The sequence below is a fragment of the Bradyrhizobium hereditatis genome, from assembly GCF_020329435.1.
In the GTDB taxonomy this organism is placed as follows: Bacteria; Pseudomonadota; Alphaproteobacteria; order Rhizobiales; family Xanthobacteraceae; genus Bradyrhizobium; species Bradyrhizobium hereditatis.
Map to the genome: position 1 here is coordinate 402,189 of NZ_JAGKJK010000003.1, position 22,277 is coordinate 424,465.

The window sequence follows — 22,277 nt, forward strand, 5'->3', positions numbered from 1 at the left end:
TGCTGCACGCCACCTGATCCGCTCGACAATTATTCTCTCGGCTTATTCAGGGTGGCGTGGAGCGACAGGTTCATCCTAGCTTCAAACAACTGGGCATGCACTTCGAGCTGCCCGCAGGGAATTTTGGATGGCGGCCGCCCTCGCTGTCCCAACAAACACTCGACCTCTGTCTCCGGCCATCTACCGGACTGACCGACCGGCATGCTGACAACTGCCAGCGCCATCGGCGGTTCAACGGGAGAAACCTATGTCCGATGCCAAATTACAGAATGTGCTCTCTTCTCTTTCGCAGGCAGCGAGACAGTTAGATGCTCTGCCGTCCGGCCGGCCTGCGCCGGCCGCTAACTACGTCAAACTAAACACGAATGAGAACCCATTTCCGTTGCCAACAATCGTATGGCAAAGTGCAATTGCGGCGCTTGAGCGGCAGTATCTGTACCCAGAAGATGACAACATTAGCCTGAGGGAAGCAGCGGCCAACACCTACGGCGTCGCGCTCGATCATGTGATTGCCGGCAATGGATCATCTGAGCTTCTCGGGCTCATCTACAGAGCATTTCTTGCCCCGGGCGACAGCGTCGCAATGCTGTCGCCTGGTTTTTCATTCAATCGCAAACTTGCTATGTTGCAGGGAGCTCAACTGCTTGAGATCGGATGTAACGAACCTCAGTCGTTGCCGATAGAGCAATTGCTCTTTGGGCCAGCAAAAGATGCCAAGTTCATTCTGTTGGCCAATCCGAACAATCCCACCGGAACGTTCATCCCTATCGCCGATATCGAACGCCTCCTGGCACAATCGGACCGCCTCGTCGTGTTGGACGAAGCCTATGTCGATTTTGCGCCTGATAATGGCCTGCGGCTCCTCAGCCATTATCCGAATCTTCTGCTCTTAAGAACACTTTCGAAAAGCTATGCCGCCGCTGGCGTTCGCGTCGGCTTCGGGTTCGGCCACCCGCAGCTTATTGGAAGGCTTCGTAACATCCAAAACGTCTTCAACATGAATGTAATCGGGCACGCGGTCGGCATCAGCATTCTTGCGCATCGCGCCGTCTATGAAGAGAACCATATGCACATCAGGCATGAAAGACAGCGGGTTGCGACTGCACTGTCGCAAGTTGGATTTTCTCTAACGCCCTCCCACGCAAACTTTTTGCTAGCGCGTGTGCCTGCGGGACACGACGGAAGATGGTGGCAGGCCGCTTTGGAAAGGCAAAGAATACTTGTTGCCTTCCTTCCCGATAACGGTCTTGAAAATTGCATCCGCGTGAGCATCGGGACAAAAGCGCAAATGGATGCGTTTCTGGGAGCTGTCAGTGACATCTCTGACAGCTTAAAGCTAGGAAGATCGCCAGTTGAGCCGCGCTAACGTCTGGTTTCTGCGTTACCCGGGCGAACGTACCACGACGCTGCCAATGGCGAAGATCTGTTGTGAGTGAGCGGCGAACAGTAACAACGGATCTATCCCCCTTGGCAACGGATGCTTAGGCCTCGAAGAGCGACGGACAATCGCCTCGCGATCAGCGATGAATACAAAAGCAGAGGAGAACAAAATGTGCGGCCACAATAGGAGAGGTCGCCGTCTTTGACCCGCTCAGATACCGAAAACAAGCGAACTTCCTGCCTTCACCTACAATTGGAGACAATCCAGTGAAAGACGCCTTTTCTTCTTCAAAACTAACGTTTGGCATCTTCGATCACTTAGACGAGGACGGCCGCGATATCGCCCGACAATATGCAGATCGCCTCGTCTTGGCCGAGGCGTACGACCGTCTCGGCTTCTTTGCATATCACGTGGCAGAGCACCACTGTACGCCGCATGGGAGAGGTCCATCGCCAAATTTGTTCTTGTCGAGCGTCGCACAGCGCACACGGCAACTTCGTATCGGGCCATTGGTGATGCTGCTTAACCTCTATCATCCCCTGCGTGCGTTTGAAGAGATTTGTATGCTCGATCACTTGAGCGGTGGCCGGCTTGAGGTGGGTATCGGACGCGGCTCTCTTCCGCTTGAATTGGGCTACTACGGCATCAGCGCCGACGCGGCGCCAAGCCGTTATGAAGAAGCAAGCGAAATCCTCATCAGCGCTATGAAAGGCGGCACGCTGTCCTATCGAGGTCAGCATTTTGAGCTAAACCACGTTCCGTTGACGGTAAAAACTTATCAGCGTCCAAGGCCGCCGACATGGATTGCCACAAATCGACCCGAGTCCGCAGCTTGGGCCGCTGCCAATGGCGCAAATCTCGCGTGCGTAGGCCCCTCCTCCGCTGTACGCAAAGTTACCGACGCCTTCCGCGCTCATCAAGAGCCCAGCGGCGAGGCTAACGATCAAATGCCATTTCTTGGCTTGCTTCGCATGGTCGTGATTGCGCGTTCAGAGACAGATGCGTATTCGCTCGCGGCATCTTCTTACGCACAATGGCTCGAGAGCTTTAAGTTCCTTTACGAGCTTAATGCCATCCCTACACCACCACACCTTCCGCTGACCTTCGATGCGGCAATCGAGAGCGAATTGTGCGTCGTCGGAACGCCAGCTTCTGTGCGACAAATTCTTCTAAATCAGCTGGAAGAGGCAGGTGCCAATTACCTTCTTTGTCAACTCGCATTTGGCAATCTGCCATTAGATGCTTCCCTGTGCACCGCAACCGCAATCCAATCCGAAATCATGGCTGGACTTGGCCGACAATGATTTGCCCGTCCGGCTTTAGAGATCAAGCGTTGTGGCAGCGCTCCGACCTCTCCCGTACCGTCGGCGGGCAGCATGCGCTCACGATCAGCGGCTCCTGTTTGCTCACCACGACGTCCATGGGTCAATGAGGTGCGCTGTTGCCGCGATCCAGCAACCGCACGTTTTTCTAACCATACCTACGAGGACTAACTAATGACGAAAGACCGATTCGCCATGGGCTTTGCCCTTGCATTCATTCTGATGGCAAGCTTTCCTGGAGCTGCCGGCGCGGAGGAGCCTGCGTACGCGGGGCTGAGCGGGGGCGCGCCGATCAACGTCGGCGACGTGTTGTCAGGCGAGCTCTACGCGTTGCGCATACGCGATGCCAAACACGGCAAAAACGTCGCCTACCAGATCATCTCCACTCCGCGCCGGCTGCCCGAGCCGCACGGGCTGTGCAAGCTAGAGACTGGACCGGTAATGTTTCAGCTCCTCACAACTGGCGAAGCGCAAGCCAATCAGCTGAAGCCACTAGTCGGCAAGAGGATCTCGGTGAAGGTCGATGAAATCGCCTGTACCGACGCTGAGCAGATGAGCGAGGCGGTGATCAAGAAGTGGAGTCTTGTGAAACAGCGTTGACTTTTTAGAGCCTCCGCTGACGATGTTCGGCATATCGCGCAAACAGTTGCGGAATTTACCGTGGAAGGCAGCTACCGCAGGGTAAGGATTTGAATCTATAAAGCGAAGCTTAGGCCATGATGAAACATTTTTCGTTGAAGACATATAGGCAATCACATGCTGCGTCCGAAACGCAGATGCTGAACTACGGCTACAATCCGCAATTATCGCAAGGAGCGGTTAAACCGACGGTTTTTCTGACCTCGACCTCTTCGTTTTCCTGACTGCGGAGAAGACGGGATGGACCTCTTCGATCTCGTCTCGGGTCAACCCGAGCCTCCCGAGGGAATCGACCAGGCCTGGTTTATTCGCGGTTCAATCACCCCAACAGTGAACGTGTAGGACAGGCTTTCCGTTTACGAGCGCACAAAGAGTTGCGCACTTCTCGTCCGGCATGGCGGTAATTGGACGATGATCCTCGCGCTCGGCAAGCCCTGGCGACGTGATTCTGCGCTCACCCCTTTACGGTGCACCGGAAGCGTTGCTTGCTTGCGGGCCTTTCGATCCGTTGCGTCGGACTTGCCTACGGCCTCGACGAAACCGGCGTCAGGTTGGCGGCGGGGGACGCGATACGCAAAGGTAGGGTGGCAATGATTTTCATCGAAACTCCGGCAAAACCAACCGATAGGCTGGTCGATATTGCGATGGTCCGCCGTCGCAGAGATAACCGGCCGGCCCCCCGGGGCACTCGCCGATCGTCGCGTGCGACAACAGATTGCTCGGGCCAGTGTTTCAGCGACCAATCGAACATGGTGCGGATTTCACTTTGTGTTCACTGACCAATATGTTCCGCGGTCATTCAGACCTGATTGCTGGCCCTGCGTCGGGCCAAAAGTCCTCATGAAGGACATCAAAGCGCGCGAGGCGCCATCTACACCCAGCTGACCCCTCCCGTAATCACTTTAACGAACTGCTTGTGACCTCCGAACAACCCTGAGCTGCGCTGCACGGAATGCGTGATAGGCAGGCTGCCAGCGCGGCTGCCCTTTTCATCCATAGAGGTCCGATTGCCATATCGATGCCATTAACAGCGCTATCAGGAGCTGCAAGCATCATCATTCGCTAAAGGAGAACCGTACGTGCGCGTTAGTCCGTATTTCGAGGAGATCAAGGCTCGCGCGCTGCAACTGCTAACTAGCTTTCGGCCCACCGCAACCACATTCCCTCGAATCAAAGGGGAACTCCGACATGCCGTGCGCGGCGCAGTCAGCCAAGCCCGCGACGAAATGTACAAGCGCGAGAGACCCCGCATTATGGGGTCGCGAGCGGAACGCGCTGCTGTGTATCGGCGCACTCACTTCAACGTCGGCAACTTCGCGCGAGCAGAGCGGGAAATTTGCAAGCTCATGTGGACGCGGCTGCACCACTGACGGTGGCGCCTATCGCAGCTCGTACAGGCATGGCAGCGTTTTGGAATAAAATCAAATCGCGCGCGAGCCTCACGCAACTCAGCCTTTGAATGTTTAAGACGCGGCACTCTTCCGCATTTGCATCTCAACCACAAAGTTGGACCTAAATGGGCGTAGATACAAATGGCGACGTTTCGTCGAGAGACTCTGCGGGCATCGCAAGAGACAGCAAAATCCGGGCTTAATCAAACTCGTCATCGACCGCTACTTCAAGCGAGAGCGGAATGGGCGCTACCTGCTCGGCGAATCTGTTCCCGACCTGCTAAAGCATCAAGGCGCAGAAGCGCGAAGACGAGCCCCGCCTCATAGCATCTGCTCATGGCCCGCGCCGAAGAGCGCTTAACGGTCGGCGTCGGCAAGCCATCCAGATTAAGCAGCACTGCGCAATCGGTTGAAACGCGCTCATGAGCGAAAGCAGACGCTATCTCCTCGGAATTCGGCCCGCTCTTCGAGCGAGCGTCCCGGGTAAGCATTTCGATAGTTGGGACTTCGCCGGACCGCCCCAAGGGCAAAATCCGCCACCTCCTCCCCTGACTTGATGGCGTGCTGATAAGCACCCGGCGAAGCGCCAGTCGAACTCGGATATTGCTTTGATCCCTGCCGCAGAGCGTTACCGGCGAATGTCTATGAAGCCTTGGGTTGCCCGGGAAGTCAGTAATTGTGCATTCCGTGATGCGTGAAGGCGATCACGTGTCAGTGGGAACAATCCATTCTCAATTGAGAGTTGTAACCGACAGATTTTTGCTATTTGGTCACACCGCCACGCAGCAAATCGCGGTAACGGTGGTCTGCCATCCATTTTGCTCGCGCCAAGTGACTATCAAACGCACTGCGAGCGCGACGGTTCGCGATCCGGATCGATATGCAAAACGATCCGAGCAACCTCCTTCCAGTCGGCGCCGTCGGCCTCGGCATCGAGAAGCCGCAAATACGTGACCAGATGCCGTTCACCGTAGCTCGTGAGCACCGGATCAACCGGAGCTGAGTCGGCGACATCAGGATCGAGTAGCGGGGTCTGCATGAGTGCTATCAACTCCATTGATCGATTTTGGTGCTTGTCCGTAGGTATATGCACACAACCGCCATATGGTTGCAGGTCGAGCATAACTACTTAGAACGAGTAGCTATCGGACGAGCTGCGTACCTCGCTTGTCGACTTTCCCGCTTAATATACCACGTAGCGCCAATATACGCGATTGCTTCCTATCCTGCGGATGGACCTTCGCAAGGTCGTTGGAGCAGACCCGCGTCGATTTCGCTTGGGCCTAAGCCAGGAAGCCGTTGCAGAACGTATGGGCGTCGATCGCCCCTTCATCAGTAGCATGGAGCGAGGGCTGCAACCGCGTGCATCACAAAATCTGCAACTTCCAGAGCCGGATTGTGCACGGGCTTGGGAATGAAATTGCATTCGACGGGGATCGGCCGTCCGTCTTCCTTGATCCGGAAATCGCCGAACGCTTGCTCAATCAGTTTGTCCGCGCGGCCCGCAGACCTCGAAGATGACATGCAGTTCGGAAAACGGCGTCCACCGCGCGATGTCGACGATGCGCCGCTTGAGCATCTCGGCAATGATGTTGAGGATGGCAATCCCATGGGCCCATTTGGTTTGGTTCGAGATGATACCGCGGATGCGGGCGAAGGGCTCAGCGCCGGAAAAAGTTCGCTACGGCCTCGATATCCTCCATGCGCGGCGGATGGCCGAGCGTCTTTGCGAAATCCTCATTCAGCAGATCGGCGGGTTGCCCCGCCGCCTGCCCGCCCAGGCCGCGCCCCTAACGATGTTTTCCTGCTCCACCTCATTGAGATCGTCGCGATCCGTGATCCAGGTCTGCAACAGCGCATCGCGTTCTCCCGGCCCGCGCGGCGTGGCAGTCGGGCTCTTCGAGGAGATCGTTCCCGGCTCGTTGCATAGGCCGCGCTCCTTGATCTGATCGCGGATATACGCCTCGATGCGCGCTTCAAGATTTGCATCGCTGGTCGCCTGGGCTTCCAGCTTCATGATGTGAGCGACACGGAAAAGGTCCCGCACGGCGATTTTGCGCGTGCGCACAGCATGCTGCAGGAAGCTGCTCGCTAGGAGGGCACAGACGAGCGTGCAGTCGAGCGGCCTCAGGCGGCGCGGCGCAGCGTTTTGAACTGAATTGCGCCGGTTGCCTCCAAGCGGTCGAGCGCCTCGACGCTTGGGGGGCGCATTTGGAGCTGGCCGGCGAATTGCACGCCGGTCATGCTCAAGGCCTCGCCTATGGCCCGGATCCAACCTTTTGGCGGCATGCGGAACCGCTCTGCTCGTTTGAGTCCGTCTAGTCGTTCATCCAACCGCTGCGGGCGAGAGGCTTGAAGTCGTTTCTCATCTTACAAACCGATTTCCTCGACCTTTCATCAGCCTATGACCTGATTTTGATTCATGAAATCAGGATACAATGACTCTTCATCAAGAAAGGTAAGATCACAACTTTATTCTAGGGCAAAATGGCCCATTTTTCGTGCAGAACCAATGACTTGTGGAGGTCAGTTAAAGCACAAATCGCGGTCATTCGCCTGCGTTGACTGCCGATGACAGATGCCACGCCCACGGAGACCCAGCCCAGCGCGGCGGGTGAAATGCCGCGGCCGACCGCGCCCGAATAGTTCGATCAGCCTTCGCGGGTTCGACACCGAGGAACATGCGCGCGCATTTGGCAACCTGGCCACGACGTATGTACACACTTTCAGCCGCTATATCGACTTGGCCGCGCTTGACGGCATCACCATCGCCTCCGACTACGCGCAAGCGCTCCTTCAGCTCAACCGCGGCTACGAGACCAAGCACAAGCTCACCCCGTCGGAAAGCATCGTATGGGCGTCGCCATGACCCGGCCGTCATGACATGCTCTTTATGCCGGCGTCCTACTTCTGCTCGAACACGAGAACGAGTTCTACGAGCAAGCACTCCACACCCTGGCTAATGAATGCGCCGTGTCGAAGTGACAGAACGCTTCAATGCGGCCTTCCGAGCCTGCTCCTGCAGAGCAAGCACCCGAATGCACTTGCGCAATACCGGTGGGAGATCATCAAGGCGTGTTGGGACCAATATGCGGTGACGCAGATTCGCGGGCCTTCGGGCAGCGCCTAACCCGACCGTCACGGGGAGACGTTCGTCACCGCACTTGGGTGAGCGGGCGCGAACGCGCTCGTCAAGGCCTACCCGCTCCATGCGAATTTCGAGCAGATCACGGCCGAGTCTATGACGAGCGGGCCCTCCTAAGCGGCGCGCCCATTATGATGTCTGTGCGGGTTCGATGTTGAGCGGCGCTGAGGACTTCATCATAGGGAGCACAGCACTCGACGATGACGCGCCGACGCGGTGCGCTTGCGGCAATCACTTGGCCCTGTCCGGCTCGATATCAGCGGAGCCGATGGAATGGAGATGTTTGATGTTTTCATGCGCCTTGGGCAGTCACTTCGATCCGGCCATGAATGGCCCCGAGGTGCATCGACTGAAGAAGGTCAAGGAGCTTCCGTTCGGATGGGTGGTCGAATGCCAAGACGTCTTGCCTTCTCGATTTCGGCTTCCGCAGTTTCGCGCCCGTCTTGGGACGCAGACCTGGCAAGAGATTGAGCTGGAATACAGAAACCGTCTGCCCGGTTCCAGTCTCATGGACGAGAACGTGACACAGTCACTGCTTCAGCTTTAGCTGCCGCTCTGCGGCTTGCGATGGTCGCGCTGAATTTTGACTTGTCATGTTTCTATTATGGCTCCAAACGCCGCCGGCCTCGCGTACTCTTTCCCTCGGTTTATGCATTTACGAATTATCGTGAGGAGAGCATCCACGGGCCTCGCGGGATCGTGCAAAGATTTCGAAGCCGCCCCACCCTTTTGATCCACGGCTCCGTGACCGTGTCACCTCCGGCCTCCAGCATTTCCCGCTGCGCCTCTGAACGCGCGAACTCGCGATACGCAATTCTTTCGGCGGCTTGCTAAGTAGGGTTGGGTTTTGCCCAATCTTCGCGAGTTCGGCTTGCGTCAAAGCCCCGTTCAGCCAATTCTTTAGTTCGTTGGTGTCATTCGGCCTGCAATATTGCCCCCTAAGCCGGGGGATCAGTGTCCAAAATTGCCCCCTTTAGGCTGGGCTGTTGCTGCCTGCTTTTGAATGAAAGCACGTGGTCGGGATGCTGGTCGTGGAGACGATTGCGCGGATACGGCGCGAGCACTTTATCAAGGGCAAGACGATCAAAGAGATCGGCCGTGACCTGAAGGTGTCGCGGAAACGGTCCGCAAGGTACTGAGGTCGGGAGAGAGCTCCTTCTAGTACGAGCGGCAAGTGCAGCCGCGGCCAAAGCTGGGACAATGGGCAGTAGAGCTTGACGGCTGCTTGCGGTGAATGCGGCCAAACCGGCTCGTGAATAGTTGACCTTGATCCGGATCTTCGAGGAGCTGCGCGGGCGTGGCTACGACGGCGGTTACGATGCCGTGCGGCGTTACGCCCGGCGGTGGAGCAAGGAGCGCCGGGCAATCAACCGCTGCGGCCTACGTCCCGCTGAGCTTTGCGCCGTCGAAGCGTGCCAACTCGACTGGAGTCACGAGGTGGCCTTGCTGAACGGCACCACGGTGATGGTGAAGGCCGCCCATCGCCGGCTCTGTCATAGACGCATGCTGTTCGTGCGGGCTTCTCCGCGGGAGACGCAGGAGACGGTGTTCGACGCCCATGACCAGGCGTTCGCCCGTTCAAGGGCACCTGCAGTCGCGGCATCTACGACAGTATGAAGGCCGCGGTGGAGACGATCTTTGGCGGCAAGGATCGCTGCTACAATCGCCGCTTGCTGCAGATGTGTAGCCACTAGCTGGTCGAGCCGGGTGCCTGCACGCTGGCCCGGGCTGGAAGAAGGGACAGAACCAGGTTCGGCTGGTTCGGGCTGGACGATCGCTGAGCGACCATCCGGCCCATCGCAAGGGTCCCGCCGCCGCCGATGGTGAGCGAAGCAGGCGATCTTGGCAAAGCTGACAGCCGAGCGCGGCAGCCTAGGATTGCACTCGTTCTCAGCCTCGACGGCAAGCGGCCACATGGGCCGCTTCTCGTTTAATGAAATTGCGGCAGGTTCGTCAGCTTCCCGAAAGCCAGCCCGAATACAAGACCGTTGAAGTTAGCGGCGCTTAGTTAGGATAGCGCCTGACCAGGACGGAGAAAGCGCAGCGTCACGTCGCTGCTAACCTCAATTGCAACGCGGGCGCGGTAGGCCAGCGTCGACTGCGCAACAAACGGCGGCGAGTCGCGCGTCCGCGCTGCTTCCAGTCGCTGGACTGGGTCCCCAGGCCACTGGTGCCGTCAAAATCTGTCAGCCAATGACACGAATGGCCATGATGGTGTTTTTCATGCTCGTCGGATGGCTTGGGAGGTGGTGTGGCTCGTCAGCTTCTTGAAAGCTGGCCCTGATAGTTGTGAACTTTTCGGGTGATCTGAGGAGGTGAGTGTGGACAAGTTCAATGTAACAGCTTGGTCGCAGGTGTCGCAGCCAGTCGCGCAGGAGGAGCAGACGGGACAGCCCGGGCAGATGGTGGCTTTCGAACAGCAAGTGAGCCCGTTCCTGTCCGATGATCTCTGTGCGTGCTATCCTCATCTGTCTCATGAGGATCGGAGTTTGATCGAGAGTGCAATTCGTGCCGCGTTTGTGAGGGGGGACGTGGACTTGGCATCCGGGGGGCGGTACGCCAACAATCTTGCCAGCTTCGCAAATAGTCTCGGATCTAAGGGTCTATCGATGGCTGGCCTTAACACCAACGAGCTGGAGGCTGAAAGAAAGGCCGGACACAATCGCGGCGCGTATTTACCTAAAGCACTGGATCACCTTCGTAAGTTTCGTGATCCCGATGCATCTGCAGAAGCAGGGAGCTCACGGAAGCCTCGGGGTCGGTCAAAGATCAAAAATTTTCCAAATGAGCAGCTTATGGGTGGCCCTCCACCAAAACGTCGGCGACTGCTGGATGACGAGCCCCCTCATTTGACGGTCTTGGTCGATCCAGGGGAGCTTCGCAGACCGGAAGAGCGGCTTCATGAGGAGCTTCAGCCACAGCGCCATGCTGAGCCCGGGCTGTTGCCGCTGGTTAATCCAGATCACTTCATTCTCGATCCAGTGCAAATCCCTCCAGCTGAACTTTGGCAGGTGCTAGATGAGGAACCTGCCGGGGCGCCATTCTTCAATGTCGATCCAGATCACTTCACGCTCGATCCAGTTCAATTCTCTCCAGGTGAGCTTCAGCGATTGCTGGATGATGAACCCACGCGATTCGAACAGCAAGTGCGCCTGAGCTCACGGCAGCCTCAGAGTTCGCCCGACATCATAGATTTTCGAAATGAGCAGCTCGTCGACAGCCCTTCAGCACAAGTTCGGCGACTGCTGGATGATGGGCACGCTCAGGTGACGATCTCGGTCGATCCAGGGGAGCTTCGGGAACTGGAAGAGCAGCTTCGTGAGGAGCTTCAGCCACAGCGCGGTGCCGAGCCCGGGCCGTTGGCGCTGATCGATCCAGAGCACTTCACCTTCGATGCAGTGCAATTCCCTCCAGCTGAACTTCGGCAGGTGCTAGATGAGGAACCCGCCGCGGCGCCATTCTTCAATGTCGATCCAGAGAATTTCACGCTCGATCCAGTTCAATTCTCTCCAAGTGAGCTTCAGCGATTGTTGGATGATGAACCCACGCGTTTCGAACAGCAAGTGCGCCCGAGCTCACGGCAGCCTCAGAGTTCGCCCGACATCATAGATTTTCGAAATGAGCAGCTCATCGACGGCCCTTCAGCACAAGTTCGGCGACTGCTGGATGATGAGCACGCTCAGGTGACGGTCTCGGTCGATCCAGGGGAGCTTCGGGAACTGGAAGAGCAGCTTCGTGAGGAGCTTCAGCAACAGCGCGGTGCCGAGCCCGGGCCGTTGGCGCTGATCGATCCAGAGCACCTCACCTTCGATGCAGTGCAATTCCCTCCAGCTGAGTTTCGGCAGTTGCTAGATGATGAACCCGCCGGGGCGCCATTCTTCAATGTCGATCCAGAGCACTTTACATTCGATCCAGTTCAATTGCCTCCAAGTGAGCATCGGCGATTGCTGAATGATGAACCCGTGCCTAACGAAGCGGGTCCGCTGCCACCCTTGTCGCTTTATGCACCTCCGGGCTGGCAACACGGGGACCAGTGGGCGCCGGAAGACCTCAAAGAAGGCATGCGCTTACACAACGTGCTGCCAAGTGTGCTTGAGCCAGAGAAAACTCTAACTCTCCGGGGCGTGAACTACACGGCCACTATTGGGCCGCCAGGCCTGGAGCACGAGATTTTTCTGCGCAGGACAATTTGATCAGTTTTGCCTGGCATAGCCTGCAGTCCTTCTCCGGGGCAGAACTTGGCGGCCCCGTGCGTTACATAACCCAAGCCTGGGAGCGAGGTGGTCAGCTTTGCTGATGCAAGGGCTCGTGAAAGCAGGCCCGGCGCGCCCTCTCGTCGAGCAGGGTGTCAAGCTGGTCGCGGATGCGGGGAGCTGCAATCGCGCCAGCATGGCCTCGAGCCGATCGATCGGTGCTTCGGTTGTCTTCTTTGCGAGCACCATCAGAAGCTCCCTGCAATAGCTGCTTTGTATTCGGCAAGAGGACCCAACAACCGATAGCGGTGGAGACCCACGGCAGCGTAGCTGCCGTAACCGCCGGTCCGCAGACCGTGCCATTGCGCCCGGCAACACCGTCGAGGTGGGTGGAATCGATGATCCGCAGCCGACGAATTTCCGGTTGTGGACGCAAGCTCGCTTATGCCATGGAGGATGCGCACCTTGCCGCCCGCAACCGTCACCACCACGCACTCGCCGATCAGCCGCCACGGCACCGAGTAGCTGTTCGTCTCGACGGCGCAATCGTTGCCGACCACGCGGGTCAGTTCTCGCAACGATCCGAACGACGGCGGCGCGCCGAGCGGCTTGAACCGGTGTGCCTCTTCACGCGCAAAAGCGAGTGATCGGCGTCTCGCCTGTCGCTCTGCGCATTGCTTCACCTAAGGATGTTTGAGGGATGTAGCCCCGACTTGTCGGCCGGTTCGAGGTTGGCTCATTGCTCGCAGGATCGGAGGGACCGGGCACGTCGCGGAGTGCCCATCACACGCAGCGGCGGCCCCAGTCCGGGGATCTCGGTCAGACGGGGCTCGGCGGATCGAGCATTGATGGCATTCTCATGCGATTTGTATGACTTGCGCATACGCAGATGGATGATGCGCTGCTCCCCTTAGATGCACCACATTGCCGAGCCCCTTCGCGACGCTGCTGCGCTTCGGGTGCGATTTCGCGCACCGAAACTTCCGCCACAAGAACGGCAAAACGCGCCTGCCCGCGGTTTGGAATCAACGAATGGCCGTCGCCAGAATTCAGGCGGCGGCGAATTCTACCGTTCTTCGAACGGACGTTGATCCCTCAAATCCGGCACGCCGGCCGCACGCATTCCTCAAGATTCTCATCGCAGCCTCCACATCCCCCTTCGCCGACAAAAAGTGCCATGGCTCGGCTCCATGGCCGCAAGGTAGACCGTCGCGGTCCGTCTCCTCCACCGCCGTTCCAGCCGGAAGCGGTGCGGCCGCCTCCTCCGGCGCCTTGCGCGCTCTCAGAAGGCCGAGCTTGGCGCGTCCTGGAAACGATGGAGAAATGTATGAGACTATTGCCCCTGACTGAACCTTGCGCGATGAGGCGCATCGAACTCGGTGATCTCGCGGGGCGGATCACGAATGCACTCGCAGACCTGACGCCGGAATTTGAATCCTGCACGAACGCCAGAATCAATTTGCGCAATATCCGGCGTTTGCTCGCGCAGAAGCATCCAGGTCCCATGCGGATTTCCTATGCCTTGTCGCTCGAGGATCTCACCTGCGCCGGCGGCCGCATCATAGCCGGCTGCGCGGCGCTCTCCTGAAATCTCTCACGATGTCATCCGCCAAAGCCTCCGCCCCCATATGGCCGAGACCGGCCTTGTTCACATCATGGCCGCCATAGCCTGTTGTCGCGGTTCTCGCAGAAAAAGCGGGATTCGATGGCGTGTGGGCTTCCGCTGCGACTGGAGATCGAAGAGCGCCCCCGCGGCACTTTTGCCGGCTCGCGTGTCCACTTGCGAGAAGAGCGACCGCCTCGGCGATGGTGCTGCGCTTAAGACGCGGTCTTCAATTAGAAGAGGCCATTGGCGTGCAGTGAAGTTTCGTTCCTGATCCTACGAATCGCACGGCCTCGAGAACAGGAAGCCGTTTTCCTGCGTGGGCTGCGCCCGATCAGCAGAAATTCGGCTTCGATCATCGAATATGTAAGCTTCCTATCTTTGCGATGGGATTAGCGTGAAAGCCTTCCCGGAATGTGCCGGAGCAAAAGATGGCCGCGCACGGTGGTGAAGTGCGGCATTGCACGCGAAGAAGCGTAATGCGCGGCTAAGGGAAAGAGCCAGTTCGGGGGCGCTCTACAACGCTGGAGTGAACCAGCAGGTTCACTTTGCAGATGCTAACAGGGTTGTCCCAGCCATCCAGTTAGACGATTCAGTTGTAACAAGGGCGCGATTGGGTTAATCATCCTGAGAGCGCATTTTCGCCGGACTAGACTTGTCAGTTGCACAGAGCCATTTTGGACTTCAATTTTTGGAAGCCTACTCCAGCAACAATTTCGTGCAGGGGCATAGCATGACGATTGTCGAGGAATTTCACCAATCCCGACCGTACGGACTGACGTCCAAGGAAACTCAATGTCTTGAATGGTGCAAGGAGGGAAAGACCAATTGGGAGATCGGAGAGATACTGTCGATTTCAGAGAAGACCGTCGAGTTTCATCTGGGTAATGCAATGAGGAAGCTCGGCGCTGGTAACCGGATTTCGGCGGTGATAGCCGGTATAAAGTGCGGCCTGATCGGGCTTTGAAGAACCAGCAAAGGGCGTGGACGGTCCCGCTGGCAAATTAGCGCGCAACGCTTGAGCGCAACCCTCGAGCGCGCATGGGCGTTCGGACGCCTGAACTCGACATTATCGACTGCTTGGCTCAGAGCGAACATGAACTGGTTGTTCGTTGGTGCTGCAAGTATTCGGCCGTTTACCCTTCAGATCGTGACGGCGAAGTTCACAGGCATGACACGTTGACGTGGATTGCTCAGGCAGGCCGGCGCCGGTCAAATCTAGCGTTCGATGCGCACAAGTGCTCAGTTGCTAGCGACTGCGGCTGCCGAAACCAAGTTTCCTGATCGCGAAGGTCAGCTGTGCGGCGGAGTTGCGACCACAGTTCTGTCGGCTCAAGACCGTCCACCCGGCAAGAGAGGAGCGGCTCTCGTCGTCACGAGACAGTTAGCGAACTCGCTTCAAGGAGTTCGCCGTGCGAATCCATTCCTGTCGGCGCGAGCAGGTAGCCTGCACCATTTCGCCAGACCGCTCGTGATGGCAAACGAATGGTCAGAATGCCGCCGGAAAGATCTCGCTTTCGCGAGTCGATCAATACCTCTCCTAGTTGATGCGGTTGAGAGGCGCGGCCCGCTGCTCGCTCGCCCCTCCCGCCCAATAGCGGTGCACGACATCGAAATAGAACGAGAATTCCCCCTCGATCCTTGCCGTTGGCGTCGTCCTTTTCACCCATCGCTTCAGGCCTTTTATCGCCATTCCACTCCAAGCCCCAAAAATGCAAGAAAACAAATAATTAACGATTTACTAACATTGATCCTTCACTGTAATGTGCAGGATATTGGCCGTACCGGACGGGTTGCGCCGGCCTCCAGCCGCGTTTATTTCGATGCGGCCTGCCTTGGACGGGCTGTCTCTTTGCGATTCGAGCGGTTAAAGTCGCGTATTCGGAGCGAATCATGACTTTCAAGAGCATTAAATCGGGCCAGTCGCGCGATTCCAACACCTCCGCATTCGACAGCACGCCGGTCAAGCCGCCCAAGCTCAGCGAACGAGCCGCACAGCAGGTGCAGCGGATTCAACGCTGGGAGGACGACTCCGCCAGGAAGTCCGTTCATCTGGAAGATTGATTTTTCGGCTTTCTCGACGGCGGTTCGCCTCCGGGGCCCTGCGGCCACCAGCAGCATTCGCCTTCTCCCGCGAGCGCCCTGTCCCATGAGGCCAGTGCGGATCTTACGCGCATGATCTTCTGCGGGTTCACGGCGACTGGCACCGCAGCACTCAGGATTCCCATTAGGACGCGCGCCTTATCCGCGAATTCGACCAGAAACAGAAACGCACTTTTGGGATCCTGGGCTGCCTGCGAAGCGAACCAGTTCGGAGCGAATTCCCTGGGTTTGACCGAGAACAAGCTTTGGATGCTACCCATGTATGTTCTCACCCGATCCACGTAGTCCTGATCGCTGTGGCCTGCTGCCCCGGCACCAAGCGCTTCAACGAGTGCTTCCCGCGCCGGCCGGTGCAGTTCGGGTGTTTGACCACGCAACAGGAGAGCTTCGAGATTCGGATCGGAAGAGGCGTGCTTTCCAACGCGGACCGTGGCTTTCGTACTGCCGAACGAAAGTTTGAGAAATTCGTCGCTTCCGCGACCGTCGAGCCGGTCTATCGACATCTGAACAGATTTGAGAGCGCTGGCGGTCGGGGCATGTGACTGAGAGCGGAATACGGTTTGGGCGCCGATGCGTATGATATCCTGATTGGCCGCACCGATCCGTTCGGCGAAATCGCGCTGAAGCGTCACAACAGATGCCAGATCGACGGTCCACTCCAACAGGCGCGATCCCCAACGCCCGCGTTGGAGATGGAGGCGAGTGATGGAGGCGAAGGATGAGGACGCCGTGAACACGGCGCGAGGCAGGATCTCGCTTTCGGACAGGCCCTCGACGATGGCAGTCAGGGAGACCAGATCGTCGTATGGGCTCGATCTAGAGTTCGTTGTGTGAATTCTGCGCAGCACTCTTATCAAATTGCCGAAGGCGGGCTTCGCACCGACGAATCCATCGGGGTAGGACATCAACGCAAGCGCCGTGGTCCAGTAAACCCGCCGGTCTAATTCAGTGGAGCGGATGTCTCTTGCCCCTTCCTGGGGCACGGCCGAGTTCAACTCGTGTGCGATTGATTGAATGTCGGCCTCACCTGCGTTCCACTCCGCGCTTTCGGCCAATGCCCTGAGAACAAACGTGGGGGGCCGCCCGGGGGAGCCGACCCGCCTTCTTCGCCAAAGATCTAAAGCGACGGCCGGATCGCCGGTTTCCGTGAGCCGGTCTCCTTCACCTGGGCGACCGGGATCGCCGGCGATAAAGCTTTCCCAAAGATCGTCCGGCAGTTCTTTCAACGCCTGTTCGGTCGAGATCGAGTTGCGGATCACGGCCTTCCTGCCGCGGCTTGTGCCGCTTTCGAAATCGAGCACGCCAACGAAGGTGCGCGCGATATCCGGATAGTCATTGAGATGCCGTCGTAAAAAGGGTCCCGTTCCGGAGAAATTATATCCTTCCAGAAGCGCTAGATCGTCTTTGGTATCGACGCGCATAAGAAGATGGTAGGCCAGCGCCGCTCTGTCGGCGACCATTCTTGACTTTGCGTGATGAAGCATCGCCGCCAGGCGAACGCGCTTGATTTCGGCTCCCCGCTCCCGATCGGCCGACATCAATCTTAGCATCAACCGTCTGACGTCGGGTCTCTGCACCAGGGCTCCTTTTTCAAGATGCACTAGCCAGGACGCGGAAGCGAGTTCGTCAAATATCTTCCTTGCCCTTTTCTCCGACATGCGCGCCTCGCCCTTGAGCGGTCCGAGCACTCGCCGGATCAGCACAGGCGTGAGTTGCGGCAATACCAAGCCCGGGTGGGCGTACGATCGAGCGTCCTCAGACTTCAAGTGCTTCAAGAAGCGGTCGTAGAGCACTGCTTGCAGAAGCTCCTGAGGTATCACGTTCGACTTGACGTCTTCGGCGATGGCTTGCACCTGGCCGATGCCCTCCCCCATCTTGACGAGCTTGCGGATCAGCGAGAGCACTAGAGGGTTTCCCCCAAGCGCCTTGTGCAACGAAAGCGCGACGTGCGTCGGAATGCCGGCCACCGCGAGCATTTTGCAGGCGTCTGCTTCTGATAATTCGTCAAGATACATGACCATAGGTCTGCGCCAACCTAAGATCTTGTCGAGATTGCGCGACCTCGGATCACTTCGCCCGGCGACCACCAGGCGCACCGCGTAAGCGCCGGCAATGCTGATCAATCGATCCACCCAATGCCGCAGCCCGCGGAGCGTCGCATCGCCGGCAGCTTCCACATTTTCGAAAGTATCGAGAACGATGAGAAGAACGCGCCGCTCCATCTTCAGTCTCGCCAGAGACTTGGCGAGAAGCAGCATTCCGTCCCGAGAACTTCTCTCGTGTGAACCGTAGGCAGGATCAACCAGACGTCTATGAAGTAGGCCTCGCAACTCCTCCCGCTTAGACTTGAGGTCAGCATCCATTTCCTGATCGATGGTGCCGACCTGACGCAGGAGCTCCATTGTCAGCGTCAGCGTATCTACCACTGACAGATCGCCACGATCGAAGTCCAGGTGCACCGGCACAATGCGCAAATCGCGCTCGCGCATGACACGCGACAGGAGCGCCGCAATCAAGGTAGATTTGCCGATGCCACCGGTGCCCCACAGCAAGGCGGTGGCAGCCTTGTACTTGCGGTGGTCCGACGTGATGAATTGAAGCAAGCTTGCGAGCTCTGCGTCGCGTCCGATGAACCCCTCGTTGACGAAGCGGTCAAACTCCTCAATGCGTGTCCGCAATGCAAGGTGACGCCTTATCTCCGCTCCTGTCGGAAGGCTCGTGGTCAGGTCGACCACTGCCGGCTCGATCGCGATCAGCGCACGAAGCTCGTCCGAGGTCAGGAGATCGAGCGAGAAAGGCCCGCCGAAGACCCTGGCGAGCGCTTTGGTCATCTCGTCGGGTTCGCTAATTGTCTGCAGCGCAGATGCAACTATGTCGGGCCCCTGACTTGCGAGTTGCGCGCGCCTGGCGGCATCCGAGAGGAGCCACAGCCCCTGTTCGTTGCCGGCGCCCGCGTCGCATTCTTCCGCGACCACATCGAGCACCTCGCCCCAACGTGCCCTTTCGATCTTAAGCTCTGAAAGCAACAGCGCAGGGTCGCATCTGCCCCGCAGCGCCAGCGCAAAGCGCAAGCGGTCTGCATCGGGCAAGAGCGAGGACGAGATCGTCGGGGCAGCCGGAGCGAAGGCGCTCTCCATCAGGCGCTCGAAGGATCCGTCCAGGAGGGCGCGCTGGAAGGCGGTCGAGGTCATGACGACTTCCCTACGATGTTCATAACCTTCAGGAAACTCAACGTCTTGGCGAAGCGGGCCCGCCCCGATGTACCGGCGACGGCGCCCTCCCAGAATTCCTGGGCTGCCGACACATCCGCCGCTTGGTTTTCGACGCCTCCGAGGTTCGCTTCAACGAACTCCTGCACCTCGGCCCATCCGAGCTCTGCAATCGTCTCTGGGAACGGAACGGATTTGTTGGAGAGGATCGCATGAAATTCGGCCTGGCGCCCTTCCGAAATTCCGGCGATCACCACCCTCGTCCAATCCCGCTGTAGAGCCTGACTCATGAAGGCCATCCAATCCTCCTGGCGCCCGGTTAACCAGCCTTCATCTCGACCGAAGTCGACAAACAGCCAGAGGCGGCTCTTCGTGCCCTCACTCTTGGTCAGCAGACGGTCGAGGGTCTCCAGGCCTTGCGGGATAAGATCATGGCGCAAGAGGCCGATGTCGGGACGGGTGGCTGCCCGAAAAGGATCATCCTCGGAAATGCCCGCGGCAACTGCCAGGCGCTCGAAAAGGTTCGGAATCGTCGTCAGCCGCGCCACCTCTGGCGCGATCTGGACAAGTATGTCGGGCGCATCCGAAAGTTTGGCGCGCATCAAGGCTCCTGTGAACGTCTTGCCCGAGCCCTTCGCCCCCGAAACGAGCGCCAGCCGCTCAGTGCTACCGTCCATTGCGGCGCGCCTGACCCAATCTTGGAACGCGGTTCGGCCCACAATTGGATGATCCGACCTCACATCTGGAAAGCCAAGACTCTTCCAGGAATCGGTGGCTTGTGACGCAGGTAGCCAGCGCAATCGCCGCGACCGGGGCGACAAGGGATCTTCGCTCAGCTGCTTGATTTTGCGCCTGATGGGCAGCATGTGCACCGACCGGTTGTAGCGCGCCCCGTTGGATTGAACGGTACCTTCATGAATGCCGACCACACGAGCCAATTTGTCGAGGCAAGCGCCACCTGACATTCCGTCAGCGGTATTCGCCTTATGATGCAACCGTCCGGTGCGTCTGCGATGTTCGAGCAGCGTTTCACTATGAAACCAGCAATCTGTGCCACCGGCATGACCGACGACGACCAATAGGGTGTTCATTTGAGCATCGGCGGGGTCATGAATGTCTAGAATGCCGATTTTGTCCCCGATCTTCTCATCAATGCGCACGAGCGCGAAATCGTGATTTTTGGCGGCGAGCTCTAGATTTGTGCAATCGAGGTCACGAGGCGGAGTGCCGCACGGCTCGCTGGCCGCCACTAACCACTTGCGGGCGAATTTGGCCACTCGGGGCTGATTGGGAGCAAAACGGCCACCGAGATTCCAGAATTCGACCTGAACTCCATCGGTGGCCCCGGGGATCTCCTCTGGCGGATTTTTTCCAAAATCGATCATGCCCCAAATCACGTGGGCCGCTGTCATGATCAGGTCGGCTCCCACAAGGAAGCACGTCCCGATGTATTCCTGATTGCGTCTCTTATCTCGGATGACTCCGATCTTTGGCTGCACCTTTCCGACCACGTTGACGATCTCGACGCTTTGGAGGCCGCCGCTGTCTGGAAAGACGGTCTGATGCAGACCTTTTTCCGCCTTCAAGATGATGTCGGTTGGCACAACCGTTCTGAGATCGTCCTGATTGGGAAGATTGAAACTGATTTCCGCCAGCAGCTTCTCGACGAAGCCGTTGTCGGCGGCGATGCGAAGACACTCCTTGATGGCGAGCAGGAAATCCTTGTCGCTCAACGCGTAGACGGTGGCAAAGACACGGCTTTTGCTTTCCCGCCCTACCGTGTCGAAAGATCGCCTGAACACCTCTACCGTCATCCCGCGGTGATCGTGAATCAATTGCGCCGCCAAGGCGATATCGTCCGCCGACAGCGTCATGCGCGCCACTTCCGCAGCGCTTGCATGGCACAATTTAGATCCTCTCCGATCGAGGCGAGGAATTCGGCCTCGTTCGTCTCGAACGTCATGCCAGACACGTGCACTCCGATCGCGGGCTGATGCTGATCTTTCCAGGCAATCACCGGTGAGCCGGAGTTTCCGCCGGCGGTCGTGGCGTCATGACCGAAGGTGCGGCCGTTGGAATTGGGATCTGGCTGCCGCAATGGAAGTCCCGGCGCCAGTCGTTTTACTCCCTGCGCTGCGCCAGTCAGGTGATATCTCACCCACTCCCAATTGACCTGATGGCCGTCCGGCTGAGACCGCGGTGGCGCAAAGCGGGCTGGGAATCCGATCACGCAGAGTGATCCGGGGACCGGCTTTCCCCCCGCAGGCACGACCAGGCGAGTGTCGATCGACGCCGGCACTTCGGCGTCTGCGTGATCTGCGTCCTCCTTTTCGCTCAGCGGACGCGCTACGAGCAGCGCCATGTCTGCCGACTTGCCGACGCGAACCCCGGCTTCGACCTTCAAGAGACGCTTTGCAGCGGTGTCAGCCTCGCCATCGAAGTCGATCCGGACTTCATCGCCGAGCTTAAGGACGTCACCTGACTTCGACCCGTTGCGGCCAACGCGCTTCACGATCTGGTCCAACACGTGGCCGGCGGTGATGATGAGCATGGCCTTGCAATCGAAGATGAACCCTGTCCCGAAGAAGTCGAGCGGACCGCCGCCACTTGGTTCGAGCCGTCCGACCGAGCTCGCGCAATGACGGATCGATTGTACACCGCCGCCGATATCGTTTGCCCATTTGCCGAGAAAGGGATGATGCGGGTCGACGGCGCCCTCGCGGAGGACCAGAGCCGGTCTTGAGCCGTCGAACTGCACAACGGCTTCGAGAGAACCGACCTCATCGTCAGAGAAATTCTCCGGTCCGTCGCCGGCCGACAGCTTTCGCAGGGCTTGCGTCCCATGCCCGATCAAGAGCGACCTGGCCTTCGCAAACTCAGATCCAGCAGCGGCACCGCGACGTTCGGCTTCAACGTCCAAAGAGGTCGACACGCGCTGCAGGATGGAATCCACCTCGAGCGCGACTGCCTCGTCTGTCGCCGGGGCGCTGCTTTCGTGCCCGGACGGAACGGAGTCGGCCAGCACGGCGCGGATGGCGGACAATCGATGAAGCTGGGAAGTCATGGTACGGATCAGATCACCCTACTGACGAACCTTCGCAGGGCATTTGCCACCTTGCCCGGTTCTTGGCCGACAATCACCGAGTCCAAGTATCGGGAGAACTGGGGTTTTCCCCAGTGTTCGTCAAAACGGTATCTGGTCCTGGTGCGGGCGGCTTAAGTCTCGTATTCGCCAGCGCCTAGGGATTCTCCTAGTTTCGCTTCTTCCGCGTGAGCGCGAGGACTCTCTGG

At 58.3% G+C, this 22,277-nt stretch carries 17 protein-coding genes and 3 pseudogenes; 12 read left to right on the plus strand and 8 right to left on the minus strand.

The annotated features are described in order from the left end of the window. Positions 1–247: 247 nt before the first annotated feature. The 4 genes and pseudogenes from hisC to J6524_RS09820 all read left to right on the plus strand — a co-directional run. Positions 248–1,366, plus strand: coding sequence for a histidinol-phosphate transaminase (gene hisC / locus J6524_RS09805; RefSeq protein ID WP_225670135.1), 1,119 nt, complete (start codon positions 248–250; stop codon positions 1,364–1,366). Positions 1,367–1,647: 281 nt separating this feature from the next. After that, positions 1,648–2,685: an LLM class flavin-dependent oxidoreductase gene (locus tag J6524_RS09810; protein ID WP_225670136.1), complete on the plus strand. Its 1,038-nt coding sequence runs from the start codon at positions 1,648–1,650 to the stop codon at positions 2,683–2,685. Between the two features lie 192 nt (positions 2,686–2,877). Then, positions 2,878–3,303, plus strand: a complete 426-nt coding sequence (locus J6524_RS09815; RefSeq protein ID WP_376711996.1) for a hypothetical protein — start codon at positions 2,878–2,880, stop codon at positions 3,301–3,303. A 156-nt stretch (positions 3,304–3,459) separates the two neighbouring features. After that, positions 3,460–4,232 (plus strand): annotated as a pseudogene (locus J6524_RS09820) (PLP-dependent transferase); the annotation flags it as partial. A gap of 1,263 nt (positions 4,233–5,495) precedes the next feature. Here J6524_RS09820 and J6524_RS09825 read toward each other — a convergent pair. Beyond that, a pseudogene (locus tag J6524_RS09825) lies at positions 5,496–5,772 on the minus strand (DNA -binding domain-containing protein). 193 nt (positions 5,773–5,965) lie between these two features. Between J6524_RS09825 and J6524_RS37325 the strand changes: the two are divergent. After that, complete coding sequence (locus J6524_RS37325; protein ID WP_225670137.1) at positions 5,966–6,151, plus strand: helix-turn-helix transcriptional regulator; 186 nt, start codon at positions 5,966–5,968, stop codon at positions 6,149–6,151. A gap of 323 nt (positions 6,152–6,474) precedes the next feature. Here J6524_RS37325 and J6524_RS37885 read toward each other — a convergent pair whose 3' ends face one another. Beyond that, complete coding sequence (locus J6524_RS37885; protein WP_376711997.1) at positions 6,475–6,801, minus strand: hypothetical protein; 327 nt, start codon at positions 6,799–6,801, stop codon at positions 6,475–6,477. 59 nt (positions 6,802–6,860) lie between these two features. Further along, complete coding sequence (locus J6524_RS37655; protein ID WP_312002369.1) at positions 6,861–6,983, minus strand: helix-turn-helix domain-containing protein; 123 nt, start codon at positions 6,981–6,983, stop codon at positions 6,861–6,863. Between the two features lie 493 nt (positions 6,984–7,476). Between J6524_RS37655 and J6524_RS37330 the strand changes: the two genes are divergently transcribed. The 4 genes and pseudogenes from J6524_RS37330 to J6524_RS09850 all read left to right on the plus strand — a co-directional run bounded on the left by J6524_RS37330 (position 7,477) and on the right by J6524_RS09850 (position 12,071). Continuing rightward, complete coding sequence (locus J6524_RS37330) at positions 7,477–7,602, plus strand: hypothetical protein (protein WP_283843287.1); 126 nt, start codon at positions 7,477–7,479, stop codon at positions 7,600–7,602. A 562-nt stretch (positions 7,603–8,164) separates the two neighbouring features. Next, positions 8,165–8,425 carry a hypothetical protein gene (locus J6524_RS09840; RefSeq protein WP_225670138.1) on the plus strand — a complete coding sequence of 87 codons (261 nt, stop codon included), beginning with the start codon at positions 8,165–8,167 and terminating at the stop codon, positions 8,423–8,425. 475 nt (positions 8,426–8,900) lie between these two features. Next, positions 8,901–9,643, plus strand: a pseudogene (istA, locus tag J6524_RS09845) (IS21 family transposase); the annotation flags it as partial. Positions 9,644–10,199: 556 nt separating this feature from the next. Next, positions 10,200–12,071 (plus strand): hypothetical protein, encoded by a 1,872-nt coding sequence (locus J6524_RS09850; RefSeq protein ID WP_225670139.1) that lies wholly within the window; start codon positions 10,200–10,202, stop codon positions 12,069–12,071. A gap of 248 nt (positions 12,072–12,319) precedes the next feature. Here the strand turns inward: J6524_RS09850 and J6524_RS37890 are convergent, their stop codons facing one another. Beyond that, positions 12,320–12,754 carry a Mu transposase domain-containing protein gene (locus tag J6524_RS37890; RefSeq protein ID WP_376711998.1) on the minus strand — a complete coding sequence of 145 codons (435 nt, stop codon included), beginning with the start codon at positions 12,752–12,754 and terminating at the stop codon, positions 12,320–12,322. A 644-nt stretch (positions 12,755–13,398) separates the two neighbouring features. Between J6524_RS37890 and J6524_RS09860 the strand changes: the two genes are divergently transcribed. Beyond that, positions 13,399–13,659 carry a hypothetical protein gene (locus tag J6524_RS09860; RefSeq protein ID WP_225670141.1) on the plus strand — a complete coding sequence of 87 codons (261 nt, stop codon included), beginning with the start codon at positions 13,399–13,401 and terminating at the stop codon, positions 13,657–13,659. A gap of 748 nt (positions 13,660–14,407) precedes the next feature. Next, entirely contained in the window at positions 14,408–14,641 is a 234-nt protein-coding gene (locus J6524_RS09865; RefSeq protein WP_225670142.1) for a helix-turn-helix transcriptional regulator, read from the plus strand. Positions 14,642–15,214: 573 nt separating this feature from the next. On the opposite strand, the gene J6524_RS37335 is transcribed toward J6524_RS09865, so the two are convergent. Continuing rightward, complete coding sequence (locus J6524_RS37335) at positions 15,215–15,340, minus strand: hypothetical protein (protein WP_283843288.1); 126 nt, start codon at positions 15,338–15,340, stop codon at positions 15,215–15,217. 227 nt (positions 15,341–15,567) lie between these two features. On the opposite strand from J6524_RS37335, the gene J6524_RS09870 reads away from it, so the two are divergent. Beyond that, positions 15,568–15,738: a hypothetical protein gene (locus J6524_RS09870; protein ID WP_225670143.1), complete on the plus strand. Its 171-nt coding sequence runs from the start codon at positions 15,568–15,570 to the stop codon at positions 15,736–15,738. On the opposite strand, the gene J6524_RS09875 is transcribed toward J6524_RS09870, so the two are convergent. Genes J6524_RS09875 through J6524_RS09885 form a run of 3 tightly spaced genes read right to left on the minus strand, consistent with a single transcriptional unit; the run spans position 15,723 to position 22,050 of the window. Further along, positions 15,723–18,968, minus strand: a complete 3,246-nt coding sequence (locus tag J6524_RS09875; protein WP_225670144.1) for an ATP-binding protein — start codon at positions 18,966–18,968, stop codon at positions 15,723–15,725. The two genes, J6524_RS09870 and J6524_RS09875, sit on opposite strands and share 16 nt — an antisense overlap. Next, positions 18,965–20,860 (minus strand): trypsin-like serine peptidase, encoded by a 1,896-nt coding sequence (locus J6524_RS09880; RefSeq protein WP_225670145.1) that lies wholly within the window; start codon positions 20,858–20,860, stop codon positions 18,965–18,967. The genes J6524_RS09875 and J6524_RS09880 overlap by 4 nt, the downstream gene beginning before the upstream one ends. Next, positions 20,857–22,050, minus strand: coding sequence for a trypsin-like peptidase domain-containing protein (locus tag J6524_RS09885; RefSeq protein ID WP_225670146.1), 1,194 nt, complete (start codon positions 22,048–22,050; stop codon positions 20,857–20,859). The genes J6524_RS09880 and J6524_RS09885 overlap by 4 nt, the downstream gene beginning before the upstream one ends. Positions 22,051–22,277: the final 227 nt, after the last annotated feature.